Source organism: Streptomyces sp. NPDC042002 (assembly GCF_055588305.1).
Genome location: NZ_JBVJCT010000025.1, coordinates 87632 through 105936 on the forward strand (window position 1 = coordinate 87632; position 18305 = coordinate 105936).

General features: G+C 71.8%; 13 protein-coding genes. 8 read left to right on the top strand and 5 right to left on the bottom strand.

Translation table 11 applies throughout. The features are described 5' to 3' along the window. The first annotated feature begins 15 nt into the window (after positions 1–15). Complete coding sequence (locus tag ACZ6KY_RS29170) at positions 16–510, top strand: hypothetical protein (RefSeq protein WP_469313250.1); 495 nt, start codon at positions 16–18, stop codon at positions 508–510. A gap of 75 nt (positions 511–585) precedes the next feature. Here ACZ6KY_RS29170 and ACZ6KY_RS29175 read toward each other — a convergent pair whose 3' ends face one another. Beyond that, complete coding sequence (locus ACZ6KY_RS29175; RefSeq protein ID WP_469313251.1) at positions 586–3600, bottom strand: alpha-mannosidase; 3015 nt, start codon at positions 3598–3600, stop codon at positions 586–588. A gap of 215 nt (positions 3601–3815) precedes the next feature. Between ACZ6KY_RS29175 and ACZ6KY_RS29180 the strand changes: the two genes are divergently transcribed. After that, positions 3816–4268, top strand: coding sequence for an ATP-binding protein (locus ACZ6KY_RS29180; protein WP_469313252.1), 453 nt, complete (start codon positions 3816–3818; stop codon positions 4266–4268). A gap of 90 nt (positions 4269–4358) precedes the next feature. Here the strand turns inward: ACZ6KY_RS29180 and ACZ6KY_RS29185 are convergent, their stop codons facing one another. Together ACZ6KY_RS29185 and ACZ6KY_RS29190 are read right to left on the bottom strand one after the other, a co-directional pair. Beyond that, positions 4359–5399, bottom strand: coding sequence for a DUF2637 domain-containing protein (locus tag ACZ6KY_RS29185; protein ID WP_469313253.1), 1041 nt, complete (start codon positions 5397–5399; stop codon positions 4359–4361). A gap of 311 nt (positions 5400–5710) precedes the next feature. Beyond that, positions 5711–6613, bottom strand: a complete 903-nt coding sequence (locus ACZ6KY_RS29190) for a (2Fe-2S)-binding protein (RefSeq protein ID WP_469313254.1) — start codon at positions 6611–6613, stop codon at positions 5711–5713. 586 nt (positions 6614–7199) lie between these two features. Between ACZ6KY_RS29190 and ACZ6KY_RS29195 the strand changes: the two genes are divergently transcribed. Further along, the gene (locus ACZ6KY_RS29195) at positions 7200–7934 is read left to right on the top strand and encodes a GntR family transcriptional regulator (protein WP_469313286.1); all 735 of its coding nucleotides are present in this window, start codon (positions 7200–7202) and stop codon (positions 7932–7934) included. Between the two features lie 280 nt (positions 7935–8214). Here ACZ6KY_RS29195 and ACZ6KY_RS29200 read toward each other — a convergent pair whose 3' ends face one another. Together ACZ6KY_RS29200 and ACZ6KY_RS29205 are read right to left on the bottom strand one after the other, a co-directional pair. Continuing rightward, positions 8215–8988: a hypothetical protein gene (locus ACZ6KY_RS29200; RefSeq protein ID WP_469313255.1), complete on the bottom strand. Its 774-nt coding sequence runs from the start codon at positions 8986–8988 to the stop codon at positions 8215–8217. A 135-nt stretch (positions 8989–9123) separates the two neighbouring features. Further along, entirely contained in the window at positions 9124–10797 is a 1674-nt protein-coding gene (locus ACZ6KY_RS29205; protein WP_469313256.1) for a PucR family transcriptional regulator, read from the bottom strand. 474 nt (positions 10798–11271) lie between these two features. On the opposite strand from ACZ6KY_RS29205, the gene ACZ6KY_RS29210 reads away from it, so the two are divergent. The 5 genes from ACZ6KY_RS29210 (at position 11272) to ACZ6KY_RS29230 (ending at position 18102) form a co-directional block, all read left to right on the top strand. Further along, the gene (locus ACZ6KY_RS29210; RefSeq protein WP_401331357.1) at positions 11272–12162 is read left to right on the top strand and encodes an FAD binding domain-containing protein; all 891 of its coding nucleotides are present in this window, start codon (positions 11272–11274) and stop codon (positions 12160–12162) included. Beyond that, on the top strand, positions 12162–12764 hold the full coding sequence (locus ACZ6KY_RS29215) for a (2Fe-2S)-binding protein (protein WP_469313257.1): 603 nt from the start codon (positions 12162–12164) through the stop codon (positions 12762–12764). The genes ACZ6KY_RS29210 and ACZ6KY_RS29215 overlap by 1 nt, the downstream gene beginning before the upstream one ends. A gap of 2 nt (positions 12765–12766) precedes the next feature. After that, positions 12767–15154, top strand: coding sequence for a xanthine dehydrogenase family protein molybdopterin-binding subunit (locus ACZ6KY_RS29220; protein ID WP_469313258.1), 2388 nt, complete (start codon positions 12767–12769; stop codon positions 15152–15154). 276 nt (positions 15155–15430) lie between these two features. After that, on the top strand, positions 15431–16888 hold the full coding sequence (locus ACZ6KY_RS29225; protein ID WP_469313259.1) for an NCS2 family permease: 1458 nt from the start codon (positions 15431–15433) through the stop codon (positions 16886–16888). Between the two features lie 59 nt (positions 16889–16947). Then, positions 16948–18102: an XdhC family protein gene (locus tag ACZ6KY_RS29230; protein WP_469313260.1), complete on the top strand. Its 1155-nt coding sequence runs from the start codon at positions 16948–16950 to the stop codon at positions 18100–18102. Positions 18103–18305: the final 203 nt, after the last annotated feature.

An 18305-nucleotide genomic window follows, 5' to 3' on the forward strand; every position in this document is an offset into this window, starting at 1 on the left:
CGGGGAAGCACACTCATGAACAGCAACACGACCGCCCGCAAGCACGTCCGCCGCACCGCGATGATCGCCGGCCTCGTCGCCGCCGTGGCCCTGCCGCTCGGGCTCACCGCGTCGGCCCAAGCGACAACGGGAGGGACGACCACGGGCGCCGCGGCGCAGCGGACGGTCAGCGGCACGGCGTCCGACAACGTGACCCTCGTCGCCGACTTCTACGGCGCCTACATCGACGCCCAGAGCGACCCGGACCACGGCGGCAAGCTGTCCACCGAACTCCGCAAGTTCTACGTCCAGTCCGGCTACCTCCGTACGCTCGCGACGTGGGAGAGCCGCAACCACGCGGACGGCGTCCTGCGCGCTCAGAACGTCCCGGCGAAGTGGACCGTCAAGGACACCGGCGCCGTCGGCCACACGAAGGTCGGCGTCACCCTCACCTGGGGCGGCGGGCAGACCACCAAGCTCGTCGTGGGCCTGGACCGCAACCACAAGATCATCCACATCGACGGCAACTGACCGGCCGTCCTCCGGGGCAAGGGCGGGGGGACAGGGGGCAGGGCGCGCGCACCGCGGGCCCGGCCCCCGGCCGTCCTACCGCGCGGGCCTCAGCCGCAGGGTGAGGATCTGGAACGGCCGCAGCTCGATCTCCGACGGGGCTTCGCGCAGCGGCCGTTCCAGCAGGTCGGTCACCTCGGCCCGGGAGACCGGGAAACCGGCGGTCACCTTCGCCCTGGCCCGCCCGCCCCGGGACTCGTACAGCCGCACCACCACGTCGCCGCCGCGGTCCTCCGCGAGTTTGACCGACTCGACGGTGACGGCCGGGTCGTCGACGCTCACCAGCGGTTCGAGCGCCGGCGCCGCGGCCTGCCGCAGCGGCAGATTGAGCGCGAGCCCCTCCGCCACGGCGTCCCCGACGCCCGCCCCCGGCAACAGCGCGTACGTGAACCGGTGCGTGCCGAGATCGGTCTCCGGGTCCGGGCTGTGCGGGGCACGCAGCAGGGTCAGCCGTACGGTGGTGCCGAGGCCGCCGTCATGCGGTGTACGGGTCACATCGTGGCCGTACGTCGAGTCGTTGAGCACCGCGACGCCGTACGAATCCTCCGCGACCCGCAGCCAGCGGTGGGCGCAGATCTCGAAACGGGCCGCGTCCCAGCCGGTGTTGGCGTGGGTCGGGCGGTGGACGTGCCCGAACTGGATCTCGGCCGCGGACCGTTCGGCCTGGACGTCGAGTGGGAAGGCGGCCTTGAGGACCTTCTCCGACTCCTGCCAGTCGATGTCCGTCACGATGTCCAGCCGGCGGCTCGCGGCTGTCAGCCGGATCTCCTGGGTGATCCGGGAGGAGCCGAAGGCCCGGGTGACGCGCACGGTCGCCCGCAGCGGCCCGCTCTCCACCAGCTCCACCGATTCGGCCGCCGTCAGGTCCGTGTGGGTGCGCCGGTAGTGCCGGTCGATGTCCCACGCGTCCCAGGCGTTGGGATGGTCGGGGTGGAGCTGGAGCAGATTTCCGGGACCGCACAGCACCTCGCGGTCGTGCGCGAGATCCCGTACCGAGGTCAGCAGCCCGTCACCGTCGATCCGCACCCGCAGCCGGTCGTTCTCCAACACGATCGTGCCGTCGGCCTGTTCGGCCCGCACGGTGGGTCCGGGCCCGGTCGGTACGGCGGCGCCGCCCAGCCCCGGCACCGTCACCAGCCCGTCCCCGACCACCTCGGTCCGCTCGTACGGCGAGGCGTTCAGCACAGCGGGCGAGGAGCCGGTGCCCAGAGCCCGTACCGCGTCCGCGGTGATCTCCTCCAGTTCCGCGAGCACCCGCGCGTAGGTCTCGCGGGCCTCCCGGTGCACCCAGGCGATCGAGGAGCCGGGCAGGATGTCGTGGAACTGGTGCAGCAGCACCGTCTTCCAGAGCCGGTCCAGGGCGTCGTACGGGTAGGCGTACGACGGATCGCGCACGGCGGCCGTGGCACACCACAACTCGGCTTCACGCAAAGCGTGTTCGGAGCGCCGGTTGCCCTGCTTGGTCTTGGCCTGCGTGGTGTAGGTGGCCCGGTGCAGCTCCAGGTACAGCTCGCCCGACCACACCGGCGCGTGGACCCCGTACTCCTCCTCCGCGGCGGCGAAGAACGCCGAAGGCTTCTCGACCTCGACGCGCGGTGAGCCCTCCAGGGACCGCAACCGCCTCGCCTTCTCCAGCATTTCGCGGGTCGGACCGCCCCCGCCGTCGCCCCAGCCGAACGGGACCAGCGAGCGGGTGGCCCGGCCCTTCTCCGCGAAGTTGCGTTCCGCGTGGGCGAGTTCGCGGCCGTGGAACTGGGAGTTGTAGGTGTCCACGGGCGGGAAGTGGGTGAAGACCCGGGTGCCGTCGATGCCCTCCCACCAGAAGGTGTGGTGGGGCATCTTGTTGGTCTGGTTCCAGCTCAGCTTCTGGGTGAGGAACCAGCGGACGCCCGCGAGCTTCGCGAGCTGTGGGAAGGCGGCCGTGTAGCCGAAGGAGTCCGGCAGCCAGATCTCCTCGGTCTCGACGCCCAGTTCCTCCCGGAAGAACCGCTTGCCGTGCACGATCTGCCGGGCCAGCGCCTCACCGCCGGGCATGTTGGCGTCGGACTCCACCCACATCGAACCCACCGGAGCCCAATTGCCCTCCTCCACGGCCTTCTTGATGCGTCCCCAGATGTGCGGCTGGTGCTCCTTGACCCAGGCGTACTGCTGGGCCTGCGAGCAGGCGAAGACCAGCTCGGGGTAGTCGAGGGCCAGTGCCGTGACGTTGGCGAAGGTCCGGGAGGCCTTGCGGACCGTCTCGCGCAGCGGCCACAGCCACGCCGAGTCGATGTGCGCGTGCCCGGCCGCCGAGACGCGGTGCGCGCTCGCCGACGCGGGCCGTGACAGCGCCTCGGTCAGCTCGGACCGGGCCGCCGCCGCCGTGCCGGAGACATCGTGCAGATCGAGGGCGTCGAGCATGTTCTCCAGGGCGCGCAGGATCTCGTGCCGTCGCGGCCGCTGCGGATCCAGCTCGTACATCAGCTCCGAGAGGACCTCGGCATCGAGGACCAGATGCCACACGTCCTCATCGAGTACGGCGAGATCGGCAGCCGCGAATCGGTAGATCGGCCCATCACCGGCGGTCAGCACGTCTCCCAGGCGTGTGGGCTCGAAGCCGTGCAGGACGGCGGGGTTGGCCGCCGCCTCCAGCAACAGGCTCACCGCCTCGCCTCCCGCCGCCGGTGCCCCGACCGCCAGATGGCGGTTGCGCGGGTGGATGCCCTTGAGGGGGACGCCGGCCGCGTCGTACAGCAGCCCCTCCGCCTGGAATCCCGGTCCGTCCCCGGTGAACCCGGGGTCGATCACCACCTCCACCGGGCGGCCCGCCCACTCCTCGGGCACCCGGCCCTCGATGCGGAACCAACTCGTCGACCAGGGCTTTCCCCAGACCGTGCCGGTCGTGAAGGGCTCGTAGGAGGCCTGGAGCGCCTGGTCGACGGGCACCGGCTCGCCCGGTACATGCCATACGGAGAGCGTGAGCGGCACCCGGTCCGCGTACTGCGCGGGGCGCAGGCGCTGCCGTAGCGCGCGCTCCAGGCGAGCCTCCACCAGCGAACGGTCGTCGTGCACGGCGGCTCCTCGGTGCTCGGACGGCTCTGTCGAAGCCTTCACTTCCCCGTGCGGGCGGCGCGCACCCGTGACCGTACGGCGGTTGGTCGACGATCGGCATGAGTGTCACGTTCCCGATGAGGGCATGGATTCCCGTGAACGTGTTCGAGCAGAGGGGACCCGATATCGGTACGCAGGCGGGGGTCATGAAGCGGCAGGCACCAGGAGGTGGTCCCATGACCAGGGGGGCCTACTCCACCGATCCAGTGGAGGAAGCGTCCGAGGGGGCGATCGACCAACCGGACGGCGCGCAGCTCCGGCGCCGGCTGGGCAAGGCGGATCTGAGGGCGGTGCCCGAGGCGCGCAAGGCGCTGAGGGAGCTGTTACGGCACTGGGGGAAACCGGGAAGGTCCGAGACAGCCGAGCTCTTGACCAGCGAGCTCGTCACCAACGCACTGATTCACACCGATGACGACGCCGTCCTGACAGCGACGATCGGACCGCGCGGACTGCGCGTGGAGGTCAGGGACTTCGTGGCACGCAGGCCCAGAATGTGCGTACCGAACGCCGACGACGGTACGCACGGCAGAGGTCTCGTCCTCGTCCAGTCCCTGGCGGACGCGTGGGGCGTACGGGCGCACGGGGTGGGCAAGGCGGTGTGGTTCGAACTGAACGGCGGCACGGTGTAGGAACACCGCGCCGCCGTTGTCGTGTCCGGGCCCGGCCGGAGATCCCGGCCGGGCCTTCCGGACTGTCGCCCGGGGTCGGGCGTGTGCGCCTCAGCCGAACTGCTGTTCAAGGTCCTTGAGCTTGCGCTCCAGGGAGTCGAGCCGCGGCAGCGCCATCGTTTCGTCCTCCGTGGTGAGGTCGACGGTGATCGGCTCAGTGCTCTTGCGGACGGGGGTGAGGGAGGGCCGCGATCGTACGGGCAGCTGCTCCGCGGTGGATATGGCAGGCTCCGTGGAGGCCGGCGCGGGTGCCCGCTCCACGGTCGCGGTCTCCAGTTCCCGGGCGCCACCGCGTCCGGCGAAGCCGCGGTGACCACGGCTGAGCGCCTTGAGGTGTGCTCGCTCGACCCGCTCCTCGTTCCGGCGGCGCAGCCGGTTCTGCTCCTTCTGGCGCCGGTCCTCGCGCACCTCGTCCACGGCCTCGTCCAGCGAGCGGACGTTCTCCAGCAGCATCAGCGACCAGGCGCTGTACGTCTCACGGGGCGCGCGCAGCCAGCGGACTATGCGGATCTGCGGCAGCGGACGCGGCACCAGACCCTGCTCGCGCAGCGCGGCACGACGGGTCTGCTTCAGAGCCCGGTCGAACAGCACCGCGGCCGACAGGGACATGCCCGCGAAGAACTGCGGAGCACCGGCGTGGGCGATGCCGCGGGGCGCGTGCACCCAGTTGAACCAGGCCGCGGCACCGGCGAAGGTCCACACGAGTATGCGGGAGCCGAGCGCCGCGTCACCGTGGCTGGCCTCGCGCACCGCGAGGACGGAACAGAACATCGCCGCGCCGTCCAGGCCGAACGGGACGAGGTACTCCCAGCCGTCGGAGAGGCCCAGGTTCTGCTGGCCGAAGCCGACCAGGCCGTGGAAGGAGAGTGCCGCCGCGACAGCGGCACAGCAGAACAACAGCACATAGGAGGCCGAGCCGTAGACGGCCTCCTTACGCCTGCGGCGCTCCTCGGTGCGCTCCCACGAGTCGTCGCTGCTCGTGCTGTCCCCGGACCGCTTGCCGCGCGCGAGCACCGCCACCGCCGCCAGCAGGCCCAGGAGCAGAACGGCGCCTGGAAGCAGCCAGTTCAGCGATATGTCGGTCAGTCTCATCTGGGGTCCCTTGCATTGGGATAGGGCGTAACGCCCGCCATAGTGGCCCAATCACGTCGGCCCTCAGGGGGTTTCGGGGCAAGAGGCCGCCAAGGAAGTGCGAGGAGGTACGCAGGGCGACGCTTTGCTCGAACTGCCGCACGAGGGACGGGAGTTGAGTACGAATAAGACTACCCATACGGATGGTTCCGTGGAGAGTTCCCGTGACAAGTGAGGAATTCGTGAAGCACTTGTGATCCGTGAGCGGTCCGAGGGCGCCGCGACCGGTGACGGTCCCGACGCGCCTACGGGCAGACCCTCGCCCGGGTGTCTCAACTCGCCGCAGCGGAGGTCAACCTGGTGATCCGGTCCGCGTCACAGGTGCGCGGGCAGGTGGCGCAGGTGTCCGCCGGACGCAGTGTGTAGAAGAGGCAGCAGCTCACCCGGTCGCGGGTGGGCAGCGACTCCCCCTGTGGGCCGGTCAGTTCGCGGAAGGCCGCCGAACCGACGTACGGCCGCGTCGAGCCGGGCAGCAGCAGCTCCAGCTCGCGCGTCGCGCGCCGCTCCTCGCCGAACAGGTGGGCGACGTACCAGAGGCCCTCGACGATCTCGTCGGTCGCCATGCCCCACAGCGCCCGGCCGCGCCGCCGCATCCGCGGGCCGAATCCGCCGAGGACCGGCTCCAGGTGTTCGGCCACCGCGGCCCGCACCTCCGCGCGCAGTGCCTCCTCGTCCGGTACGACCCTGGCGCCCGGCAGGGCGGCGGCCGGGTCGTCCGGCAGACAGGCGAACGTGGTGACCCGGACGGCCATCCGGCCGAGCTCACGCTGGAATGTGACGTCCTCCACGGGCAGCCGGGGCACCCGGCGCAGCAGGAACCACGGCACGGTGATCAGCAGGCAGGCCGGCCAGGCGTACCGGTGCAGTCCGAAACCCGCCACGACGTCGGGCCGTGCCCGCAGGCCGTAGTCCCGGACCACCTGGGCCTCGTCCCAGGCGAGAAACGCGTCGAGGGCGGGCCCGCCCTCCGCGAGCCCGGCGGCCGCGGCCCAGCCCGTGCCCCGCGGGGCCGCTTCTGCCGCCCCCAGCTCCGTGACGCCCAGACCGGGGAAGACCTCACTCAGTCGCGTGTACGCGTCCGCCACGGGCGACGCGGCGGCGGGCTGCCTGGCGGGGCGGGCCGGGGCGGCTGGGGCGGTCGTGAGGGAGTCGGCGGACGGGGCGGGAGCGGACATGCGGAACCATCGCTTCACGATCGTTAGAAGGCAAGCCTTACCTTACCCCGCCTTGCGGGTGTTTGAACTGAGGCCATGTGCGCCTATCGTGCTTGACGGACGAGTAACAACCGACGCCATGACCCCCAGTACCACCGACCCGGAGGAGGGCCCCGTGGAGCAGGCCGGTCCGCGCAGCGCGCACGGCTCCGCCGGGTCGTGGGACCCGGACATCCACCCCGCCGCCTTCCGGGTTCCGCCGCAGCCGGGGCCCGCGGACGGGGGCCGGGCGAGGGGAGTCCCGGCGGGTGTCACGGGCGACGGCCCCGGCACCGGGCCGGGTGGTGGTTCGGCGAGCGGTGGGTCGGGTGGTGGGCCTGGCGGCGGTCCCGTCGTGGCCTCGGCCTCGGCCCGCGGTGAGCACACGCACAGCGAGACGCCGATCCCGCACCCCCGCACCGAGGACACCCGCGCCGCCGTACGCCCGGCCGACACCCGCCCCGCTGTACGCCCCGTACACGCCGACGAGGTCCGCCCCGGGACGCGTCCCGGGAGCGTCCGGCCCGTGTACGCGGACGAGACTCGACCCGGCGTACGCGAGCAGGGCATCCGGCCCGTACGCGTCGAGGAAACCCGCCCCGCGGTACGTGAGCCGGGTGCCCGCCCCGTGCGCGCCGAGGACACCCGGCCCGTCGTACGAGCCGAGGCCGCACGGCCCGTCGTGCAGCGTGCCTCCGTGCGCGGGCAGATCCTCGACGCGCTGCGCACCGCGCTCGTCGCGGGTGAACTCGCCCCCGGCGAGGTGTACTCGGCGCCCGCGCTCGGCGAGCGCTTCGGGGTGTCCGCGACGCCCGTCCGGGAGGCGATGCAGCAACTCGCCCTCGAAGGCGCCGTCGAGGTCGTCCCCAACCGGGGCTTCCGCGTCATCGAGCGCGGCACCCGGGAAGTGGCCGAACTCGCCGAGATCCGGGGCCTGATCGAGGTCCCGGTGATGCTCAGGCTCGCCCGTACCGTGCCCGCCGCCCGCTGGGCCGAGCTGCGCCCGCTCGCCGAGGCCACCGTGCGCGCCGCGTCCACGGGCTGCCGCGCGACCTACGCGGAGTCCGACCGGTCCTTCCATCGCGCGGTCCTCGCGCTCGCGGGCAACGCGCAGTTGGTGCGCATCGCCGACGATCTGCACCGCCGCGCCCAGTGGCCCCTCGTCGGCGGTCCCGTCTCCCGGGGCCGCGCCGACCTGGTGGCCGACGCGGCCGAACACACCGCGCTGCTTGAGGCGTTGATCGCCGAGGATCTGACGGTCGTCCAGGCCCTGGTGCGGGAGCACTTCACCGGCGCCCCCTGAAGCGCCCGGCCCGTCCTGCCCGCTTCCTCGGCGGTCGTGCCGTACGCGCCCGGCTCGTCCCGCCCGCCCGCTCCTCAGCGAGGCGTGCCGCACGCGCTGTACGCGTCCGTACCGGTCGGGCCTTGGCATCTGTGCCGGCACGAGCCGTCGTGCCGGTCGGGCGCCGTACGCGTCCGTGCCGGGCGGGCTGTACGGGTCCGTACACATCCGTGCTGGACGGCAGCCCGCCCCGGACAACAGGAGCCCGTGGCGGGCGGAGTATCCGCCCGCCCGTGTGTGATCAGGCCGTCGCCGCGGGCGGAGTCAACTGGCCCGCCAGCCAGATGGGCACGCCCCCGAGCAGCCGGAACAGCCGTCCCGCCTCCGCCCGCAGTCGCGACGCCTCCGGCTCGACCTCGGCGTCGGCCAGGGACGCCAGCGCCGGGGCCGTACCGACGAGGTACCCCAGCTCCTCCCGGATCCTGAGGGATTCGGCGAAGCCGTGCCGGGCCTCCGCCAACTCCCCTTCGCGCAGGGCGAGTCCGGCGAGATGCCGCCAGGTGAAGGACAGCAGCAGTGCGTCGTTCTGGGCGGTCGCGCCCGCGTGTGCCCGCCGGTACGCGGCGCGGGCTGCCTGCGGCGCGTGCGCGAGGTTCTCGGCGAGCAGCCCGCGCCGGAAGTCCAGCAGGGCTCTGCCGGGCGCGCCCGGCGCGAGCAGCGCCGCGGCCCTGCCGAGCGCGGCCCGCGCCTCGTCGGCCCGGTCGCGCACGGTCAGCAGTGTGGCGGCGTAGGCGAGTTGCCCCCGCTCGCAGGCCGCCGCGCCCCGTTCGTCGTCGGTCTGCGCCAGCGCCTCGGCGGTGCGCAGGGCGTCCTCCGCCTCGGCCCAGCCCTGCTCGGTGTAAAGACAGCGCTCGACCAGGAGCGACGCTCTCTGCAGGGCGGCCCCCGCCGTGTGCGGCTGGAGCAGCGCCGCCGCGTCGGCCCAGCAGGCGCGCGAGCGCAGCCGCCATACCGCGGTCTGGAGTGGATCGTCCCCTGCAGTCGTTCCGGTACCAGACATGGCGGTATGCGCCACGTTGCCCTCCCCGAGCACACCATTGAGCTGTTGAGTGGTGGCATCTCAGCACGGATCACCGGGCCCGGCCAAGAGGGTGGGTGAAGGATTTCACAAAGTCATTGGACGCGCGCGGCTCACCCGGGGCTCCTGAGGTCAGCTCATTCGCAGTGCCAGGAAGAAGTCCAACTTGTCCTCCAGGCGCGACAGATCACGACTCGTCAACTGCTCGATACGGCCGACGCGGTAGCGCAGCGTGTTGACGTGGAGGTGCAGTCGGGCGGCACAGCGCGTCCAGGAGCCGTCGCAGTCGAGGAACGCCTCCAGGGTCGGAATCAGCTCCGCCCGGTGCCGGCTGTCGTACTCGCGCAGGGGGTCCAGAAGGCGGGCGGTGAAGGCGCGGCGCACGTCGTCCGGGACGAACGGCAGCAGCAGGACGTGCGAGGCCAGCTCCTGGTGTCCGGCCGCGCAGACGCGCCCGGGGCGCGCCGCGGCGACCCGGCGGGCGTGCCGGGCCTCCTCCAGGGCGCCGCGCAGCCCCTCGGCCGAGTGGACGGCGGCGCTGACGCCGAGCGTGAGCCGCCCGTCGTCGTTCAGACCGGCCGACAGCGGGTCCCGTACGGCCGCGAGCAGGGTGTCGGCGTGCAGGCCGCGCTCGGGGCCGTCCTGGTCGGACGGGACCGCCGGAAGGGGGACGAGCGCGACCGCCTCGTCGCCCGTGTGGGCGACGGCTATCCGGTCGGAGTGTTCCGGGCCCGGTGACAGCGGGTCCACGAGGATCTCCTCCAGCAGCGCCTGGGCGACCGGGCCGCCCTCGATCTCGCCGCCGTCCCACTCGACTCGCGCCACCACGACCTGCCAGTGCGGGGCCGCGCCCAGGCCCGGCAGCAGCACCGGCGCCGCGACCCGCAGCCGTGCCGCGATCTCGGCGGGCGCCGCCCCCGTCTGGACCAGCTCAAGCACTTCCTGCGCGAGCCGTCGGCGTACCGTGCGTGCGGCGTCCCGCCGGTCCCGCTCCACCGCGATCAGCTGGGTGACGCCCTGGAGCAGGTCGAGCCGCTCCTCGGGCCACTCCCCGGCGTCCGCCTCGACCGCGAGCAGCCAGTCCGAGAGCACCGTCTCGCGCACGTCCCGGGAGGCGCCCGTGGCACGCCCCGAGGAGCGGATCGGGAAGAGCGAGTACATCGCCGGGCCCACCGTCACCCGGTGCGGTCCCCGGCGCCCGGTGCGGGCCGCCGCCAGATGCTCGGCGGCCAGCTCGGCGCGGGTGTCCGCGGGCAGCGCGCCGCCCGCGACCTTGGAGCCGGCTATGGGCCGTCCGGCGGGCGAGAGGACCCAGGCGCGCAGGTCGAGGTCGGTGCCGAGCAGATCGAGGACCACGTCGGGGCCACCGCCCGCCGGGCCCGAGGTCATCATCCGCCGGTGCCGGTCGACCACGGCGGCCAGATCCCCGGCGCGCTCGCCCGAGACCTGGCGCACGACGTGCTCGGTGATCGTGGCGAAGGCGACCGACTCGTTCACGGCGAACAGCGGCAGCCGGTGCCGGGCGCAGGCCACGACCAGGTCGTCGGGGATGTCGCCGAGCTCCGCCTCACCCGCGGCCAGGGCCGCGACCCCGGTGCCGGCGAGGATGCGGACGAACGGCTCGGAGTCCTCGGCGTCGTGCCGCCAGGCGAGGCCGGTGAGGACCAGTTCGCCGCCCGAGAGGTAGCGGCTCGGGTCCTTGAGGTCGGTGGTCATCACACCGCGTACGGTGCGGTCGAGCTCGTCCTCGCCGCCGAGCAGCCGCAGGCCCAGCGCGTCGGTGTCCAGCAGTGCGCGCAGCCGCATTCTCGTCGCCGCCGTTCTTTGTCTCGAAATCTCGATGGATCGTGGGTGAGGCCCGCCGACGGTCCCCGTGCCCGGTGGAGCCGGTTCGTGGGTTCCGCGGAGCCGGTCCGTGGGTTCCGAGAATCGGTGGTCCCGGCCCCCCGGGCCTGTGTCCTGGGCTTTCGAGAGCCGTGCTCTCTGTTTCCAGGGGGCGGTTCTCGATGGTCCCGGGCCTGTGCTCATTGTTTCCGGAGGGCCGTGCTCATTGTTTCCGGAGGAAAGCTGAGAGGTTGCTGATGACCTCGGTTCATACGAATCTACAAGATGCCCGGGCTGGCCAGCCAACTCCTTCATGGTTTCGGTGACTGACCCCGGTGTGGGACGCGGCTGTGTACTGGCCTCACTCCGCGTGAACACCTCATGAACGAGCCGGGCCGCCCGCACACGATCTGGCTTGATCAGAACGACCCACGATACGAATGAAGAGAGCCACTCATGGACTTCCTTCGCCCCGCCAGTTGGGAGGAGGCGCTCGCCGCGAAGGCTGAGCACCCCACCGCTGTGCCGATTGCGGGTGGCACCGATGTGATGGTCGAGATCAACTTCGATCACCGCAGACCCGAATACCTCCTCGACCTGAACCGCATCGGAGAGCTGAGCGACTGGGAGGTCGGCGAGGAGAGCGTGCGCCTGGGCGCCTCCGTCCCGTACACCCGGATCATGGAGAACCTGCGCGGTGAGCTCCCCGGGCTGGCCCTCGCCTCCCACACGGTGGCCTCCCCGCAGATCCGCAACCGCGGCGGCGTCGGCGGCAACCTCGGCACCGCCTCCCCGGCCGGCGACGCCCACCCCGCTCTCCTCGCGGCGGGCGCCGAGGTCGAGGCCGAGTCGGTGCGCGGCTCGCGGCTGATCCCGATCGACGCGTTCTACACCGGCGTGAAGCGCAACGCGCTGGCGCCCGACGAGCTGATCCGCGCCGTCCACATCAAGAAGGCCGACGGACCGCAGCAGTACTCGAAGGTCGGCACCCGCAACGCGATGGTGATCGCCGTGTGCGCCTTCGGTCTGGCCCTGCACCCCGAGACCCGTACCGTCCGCACCGGCATCGGCTCGGCCGCGCCGACCCCGGTCCGCGCGAAGACCGCCGAGGAGTTCCTGAACGCGGCACTCGACGAGGGCGGCTTCTGGGACAACGGAAAGATCATCACCCCGTCGGTGGCCAAGCAGTTCGCCACGCTGTGCTCCGCCGCCTGCAACCCGATCGACGACGTCCGCGGCACGGCGAGCTACCGCCGCCACGCGGTCGGCGTCATGGCCCGCCGCACGCTGACCTGGACCTGGGAGTCCTACCGCGGCACCGCCGCCCGCACGGAGGGAGTCGCGTAATGCGTGTCAATTTCACGGTCAACGGACGCAGGCAGGAAGCCGACGACGTCTGGGAGGGCGAGAGCCTTCTGTACGTCCTGCGCGAGCGGCTCGGCCTGCCCGGTTCCAAGAACGCCTGCGAACAGGGCGAGTGCGGTTCCTGCACGGTCCGGCTCGACGGTGTGCCCGTGTGTTCGTGTCTGGTCGCCGCGGGCCAGGTCGAGGGCCGCGAGGTCGTCACCGTCGAGGGGCTCGCCGACTTCGCCGAGCAGCGCGCGGAGCACGGGAGTTGCGCCACCGGTACGTCCAACATCCCGGAAGGGAACGGGATTTCGCTCGACGAGGCCAAGAACTGGGCGGCCAAGGGGCACGACTCGCAGACCGGCGAGGGCACCCGACTCGCGCCCGTCCAGCAGGCGTTCATCGACGCAGGAGCCGTGCAGTGCGGCTTCTGCACCCCGGGTCTGCTGATCGCGGCGGACGAGATGCTGGAGCGCACCCCGAACCCGACCGACGCGGACATCCGCGAGGCGCTCTCGGGCAACCTGTGCCGCTGCACCGGCTACGAGAAGATCATGGACGCGGTCCGCCTCGCGGCCGCCCGGCAGTCCGAGGCGGTCTGACCATGGGAACGACCGGTACACCCACGAACATCACGCAGGGCTCCCGGACCAAGGGCGGCATCGGCGAGTCCACACTCCGTCCGGACGGCACCCTCAAGGTCACCGGCGAGTTCGCGTACTCCTCCGACATGTGGCACGAGGACATGCTGTGGGGCCAGATCCTGCGCTCCACGGTCGCGCACGCCGAGATCGTCTCCATCGACACCTCCGAGGCCCTCGCGCAGCCCGGCGTGTACGCCGTCATGACGTACGACGACCTGCCCACCGCCGTGCGCAACTACGGCCTGGAGATCCAGGACACCCCGGTCCTCGCGCACGGCAAGGTACGCCACCACGGCGAGCCGGTCGCCATCGTCGCCGCCGACCACCCGGAGACCGCGCGCCGCGCCGCCGCCAAGATCAAGGTGGAGTACAGGGAGCTGCCGGTCATCACGGACGAGGCGTCCGCGACCGCGCCCGACGCGGTCCTCGTCCACGAGGGCCGCGACGACCACCACATCGGCCACGTCCCGCACCCGAACATCGTGCACCGCCAGCCGATCGTCCGCGGTAACGCCGAAGAGGCCGCCAAGAAGGCCGACTTCGTCGTCAAGGGCGAGTACACGTTCGGCATGCAGGACCAGGCGTTCCTCGGCCCCGAGTCCGGCCTCGCCGTGCCCTCGGAGGACGGCGGAGTCGAGCTCTACATCGCCACCCAGTGGCTGCACTCCGACCTGCGCCAGATCGCCCCGGTGCTCGGCCTGCCCGAGGACAAGGTCCGGATGACCCTCTCCGGCGTCGGCGGCGCGTTCGGCGGCCGCGAGGACCTGTCGATGCAGATCCACGCCTGCCTGCTGGCCCTGCGCACCGGCAAGCCCGTCAAGATCGTCTACAACCGCTTCGAGTCCTTCTTCGGACACGTCCACCGCCACCCCGCCAAGCTGTACTACGAGCACGGGGCCACCAAGGACGGCAAGTTGACCCACGTGAAGGCGCGGATCGTCCTCGACGGCGGCGCCTACGCGTCGGCCTCCCCGGCGGTCGTCGGCAACGCCTCCTCGCTCGGCGTCGGCCCGTACGTCGTCGAGGACGTCGACATCGAGGCCGTCGCGCTCTACACCAACAACCCGCCCTGCGGCGCCATGCGCGGCTTCGGCGCGGTCCAGGCGTGCTTCGCGTACGAGGCACAGATGGACAAGCTCGCCGACCAGGTGGGCATGGACCGGGTCGAGTTCCGCCAGCTCAACGCGATGGAACAGGGCTCGCTCCTGCCGACCGGGCAGCGCGTCGACTCGCCGGCCCCGGTCGCCGAACTCCTGCGCCGCGTCAAGGCGATGCCCCTGCCGCCCGAGCAGCAGTGGCTCTCCGCGGGCGAGGACGCCGACGTACGGCAACTGCCCGGCGGCCTGTCCAACACCACGCACGGAGAAGGCGTCGTCCGCGGGATCGGGTACGCCGTCGGCATCAAGAACGTCGGTTTCTCCGAGGGCTTCGACGACTACTCGACCGCCCGGGTCCGCATGGAGGTCGTCGGCGGCGTGCCGGTCGCCACCGTGCACACCGCGATGGCGGAGGTCGGGCAGGGCGGCGTCACCGTCCACGCGCAGATCGCCCGCACCGAGCTGGGCGTCGCCCAGGTGACCATCCAGCCGGCCGACACCCAGGTGGGCAGCGCCGGTTCGACGTCCGCCTCGCGTCAGACGTACGTCACCGGTGGCGCCGTCAAGAACTCCTGCGAGCTGGTCCGTGAGAAGGTCCTGGAGCTCGGCCGCCGCAAGTTCGGCACGTACCACCCCGCGTGGGCCACCGCCGAACTCCTCCTGGAGGGCGGCAAGGTCGTCACCGACGGCGGCGAGGTCCTCGCCGATCTCGCCGACGTGCTCGAAGGAGAGGCCGTCGAGATCGAGGCCGAGTGGCGGCACCGTCCGACCGAGGCCTTCGACCTGCGCACCGGCCAGGGCAACGGCCATGTCCAGTACTCCTTCGCCGCGCACCGCGCCGTCGTCGAGGTGGACACCGAACTCGGCATGGTCAAGGTCATCGAACTGGCCTGCGCCCAGGACGTCGGCAAGGCCCTCAACCCGCTGTCCGTCATCGGCCAGATCCAGGGTGGCACCACCCAGGGTCTGGGCATCGCGGTCATGGAGGAGATCATCGTCGACCCGAAGACCGCGAAGGTGCGCAACCCGTCCTTCACGGACTACCTGATCCCCACCATCCTCGACACACCGACCATCCCCGTCGATGTGCTCGAACTCGCCGACGACCACGCCCCGTACGGGCTCCGTGGCATCGGCGAGGCCCCGACCCTGTCGTCCACCCCGGCCGTCCTCGCGGCGATCCGGAACGCGACGGGTCTGGAGCTCGACCGGACGCCGGTACGCCCCGAACACCTCACGGGAACCGCGTAGGCACCGGGCAGTCCGCTCCGGGCGGCGCCGGGAACGTCGCCGCGCCGCCCGGAGCACCCGGTCACCGCACCGCTCGCGGAACCGGGACCCGGCAGGAAGCAGTGAGCAACAACCAAGCAACACAGAAGAGTTCATCGCGTTCTTCACGTTCGCCTCGGGCCGTCCCCCGGGTCGTGCGGCCGAAGCACCATCCCGAATCCCGCAACCGCGCTCGCGGTTGACCAGTCGTCAGGACGGCTGTCCGGGTGCCCCTTTGAACCTTGGGAGCAGTCCCACATGACCCAGCAGTCACTGGAGCCGAAGACCACCGCGCAGGACGCGGGCGCGGGCAGCCGCGTTCCGGCGGGACGGTCCTGGCTCGACCGGTACTTCCACATATCCCAGCGGGGAAGCTCGATCGCGCGTGAGGTGCGCGGCGGCGTCACCACCTTCATGGCGATGGCGTACATCCTGCTGCTCAATCCCCTCATCCTGTCCGGCAAGGACGTGGCGGGGGACATGCTCGGCCAGAAGGCCCTGATCACCGCGACCGCGTTCGCGGCGGCCTTCACCACGCTTCTCATGGGGTTCGTGGGCAAGGTGCCGCTCGCCCTCGCGGCCGGACTCTCGGTGTCCGGTGTGCTCTCCTCGCAGGTCGTCCCGCGGATGACCTGGCCGCAGGCGATGGGCATGTGCGTGATGTACGGCGCGGTCATCATGCTCCTGGTCGCCACCGGGCTGCGCGAGATGATCATGAACGCGATCCCGCCGGCGCTCAAGCACGCCATCACCATGGGCATCGGCCTGTTCATCGCGCTGATCGGCCTGGTCAAGGCCGGCTTCGTCCACCAGGGCAAGGCCACCCCCCTCGCTCTCGGGGCCACCGGAGAACTCGCCGGCTGGCCGGTGCTGCTGTTCGCCGCCACCCTGCTGCTGATCTTCATGCTCCAGGCGCGCGGCATCCCCGGCGCGATCCTCATCGGCATCGTCTCCGGCACGGTCGTCTCCGTCGTCCTCGACGCCGCCGGGGTCATCGACCCGAAGCAGTGGGCCGGCGGCGCCCCCGAACTGCACGGCGGCGCCGTCTCGATGCCGGACTTCTCGCTCTTCGGCAAGGTCGAGTTCGGCGGCTGGGGACAGGTCGGCGCGATGACGGTCGGCATGATCGTCTTCACGCTCGTGCTCGCCGGGTTCTTCGACGCCATGGCCACCGTCATCGGCGTCGGGACGGAGGCCGGACTGGCCGACGGCCAGGGCCGGATGCCGGGCCTGTCGAAGGCGCTGTTCATCGACGGCGCGGGCGGAGCGGTCGGCGGAGTGGCCGGCGCCTCCGGTCAGACGGTGTTCGTCGAGTCCGCGACCGGCGTCGGCGAGGGTGCCCGTACCGGCCTCTCGTCCGTCGTCACCGGGCTCTTCTTCGCGGCCTGCCTGTTCTTCACCCCGCTCACGGCGATCGTCCCGGGCGAGATCGCGGCGGCGGCCCTGGTGGTCATCGGCGCCATGATGATGACGAACGCGCGCCATGTCGACTGGGCCGACCGCGCCACCGCCATCCCGGTCTTCCTGACCGTCGTGATCATGCCGTTCACCTACTCGATCACCGCGGGCGTGGCGGCCGGCGTGATCAGCTACGTGGCCATCAAGATCGCCCAGGGCGGGGCCCGGGAGATCGGGGCCTTCATGTGGGGTCTGACGGCGGTCTTCTTCGTCTACTTCGCGCTCCACCCGATCGAGAACTGGCTGGGCGTCCACTGACGCCCCGTCTCTTCCACGCAACCGCAGACAAGCGGACAAGCACACAAGGAGACCGAGAGATGCTGGACATCGCCGAAGAGCTCCACCGGTGGGTCGAGCAGGGCCGCGACTTCGCCGTCGCCACCGTGGTGGCGGTCGGCGGCAGCGCGCCCCGCCGGCCCGGCGCCGCGCTCGCCGTCGACTCCGACGGCACGGCGATCGGCTCGGTCTCCGGCGGTTGCGTGGAAGGAGCGGTCTACGAACTGTGCGTCCAGGCGCTGGAGGACGGCGAGACCGTCCTCGAACGCTTCGGCTACAGCGACGACGACGCCTTCGCCGTCGGCCTGACCTGCGGCGGCGTCATCGACATCCTGGTCACCCCGGTCCGCTCGCGGGACACCGCCCGCCGCGCGGTGTTCGCGGCGGCGCTGGCCGCCGCGGCGGGCGGCGAGGCGGCGGCGCTCGCCCGCGTCGTCGGTGGACCCGCCGAACTGATGGGCCGCGCCCTCGTCGTGCGGTCCGACGGTTCGTACGAGGGCGGCTTCGGCGCCCACCCCGAACTCGACCGTACGGTGGCGGGCGAGGCGGCGGCCCAACTGGACGCCGGCCGCACCGGCACCCTGGAGATCGGAGAGCAGGGCTCTCGTTGCGGAGCACCGCTCACGGTTCTCGTGGAGTCGTCGGTGCCGCCCCCGCGCATGATCGTCTTCGGCGCCATCGACTTCGCCTCCGCCCTGGTCCGCATGGGCAAGTTCCTGGGTTACCGGGTGACGGTGTGCGACGCCCGCCCGGTCTTCGCGACGGCGGCCCGCTTCCCCGACGCGGACGAGATCGTCGTCGAATGGCCCCACCGCTACCTGGAGCGCACGGCGGTCGACTCCCGCACGGTCCTGTGCGTCCTCACCCACGACGCCAAGTTCGACGTCCCGCTGCTCCGGCTCGCGCTGCGGCTCCCGGTGGCGTACGTCGGCGCCATGGGCTCGCGCCGCACCCACCTGGACCGCAACGAACGGCTGCGCGAAGTCGGCGTCACCGAGCTGGAGCTGGCCCGCCTCAGATCACCGATCGGCCTGGACCTCGGAGCGCGCACGCCCGAGGAGACGGCACTGTCCATCGCCTCGGAGATCGTGGCCGACCGGCGCGGGGGCAGCGGGGTCTCCCTCACCGGTGCGCACACGCCGATCCATCACGACGCGTCCTCGGTTCCGGCACGGCGGATCGGGTCGGTGGCCTGAGAGACGGTGGCCTGGGAGACGGTGGCGGAGGGGCGGTTGCGGGACGGGCGGCGGAATCGGCCCCCGTACCTTCTCCTCCCGGCTCGTCCTCCGGGCCTGTTCGCCGGACGCCTGTCGTCGGGGCCCGTCTGCTGATTCCCGGGCATCCGTCTTCTGCTTCAGGGCCCGTCTTCTGTGTCTTGTATTGACGCAGGCACGCCTCT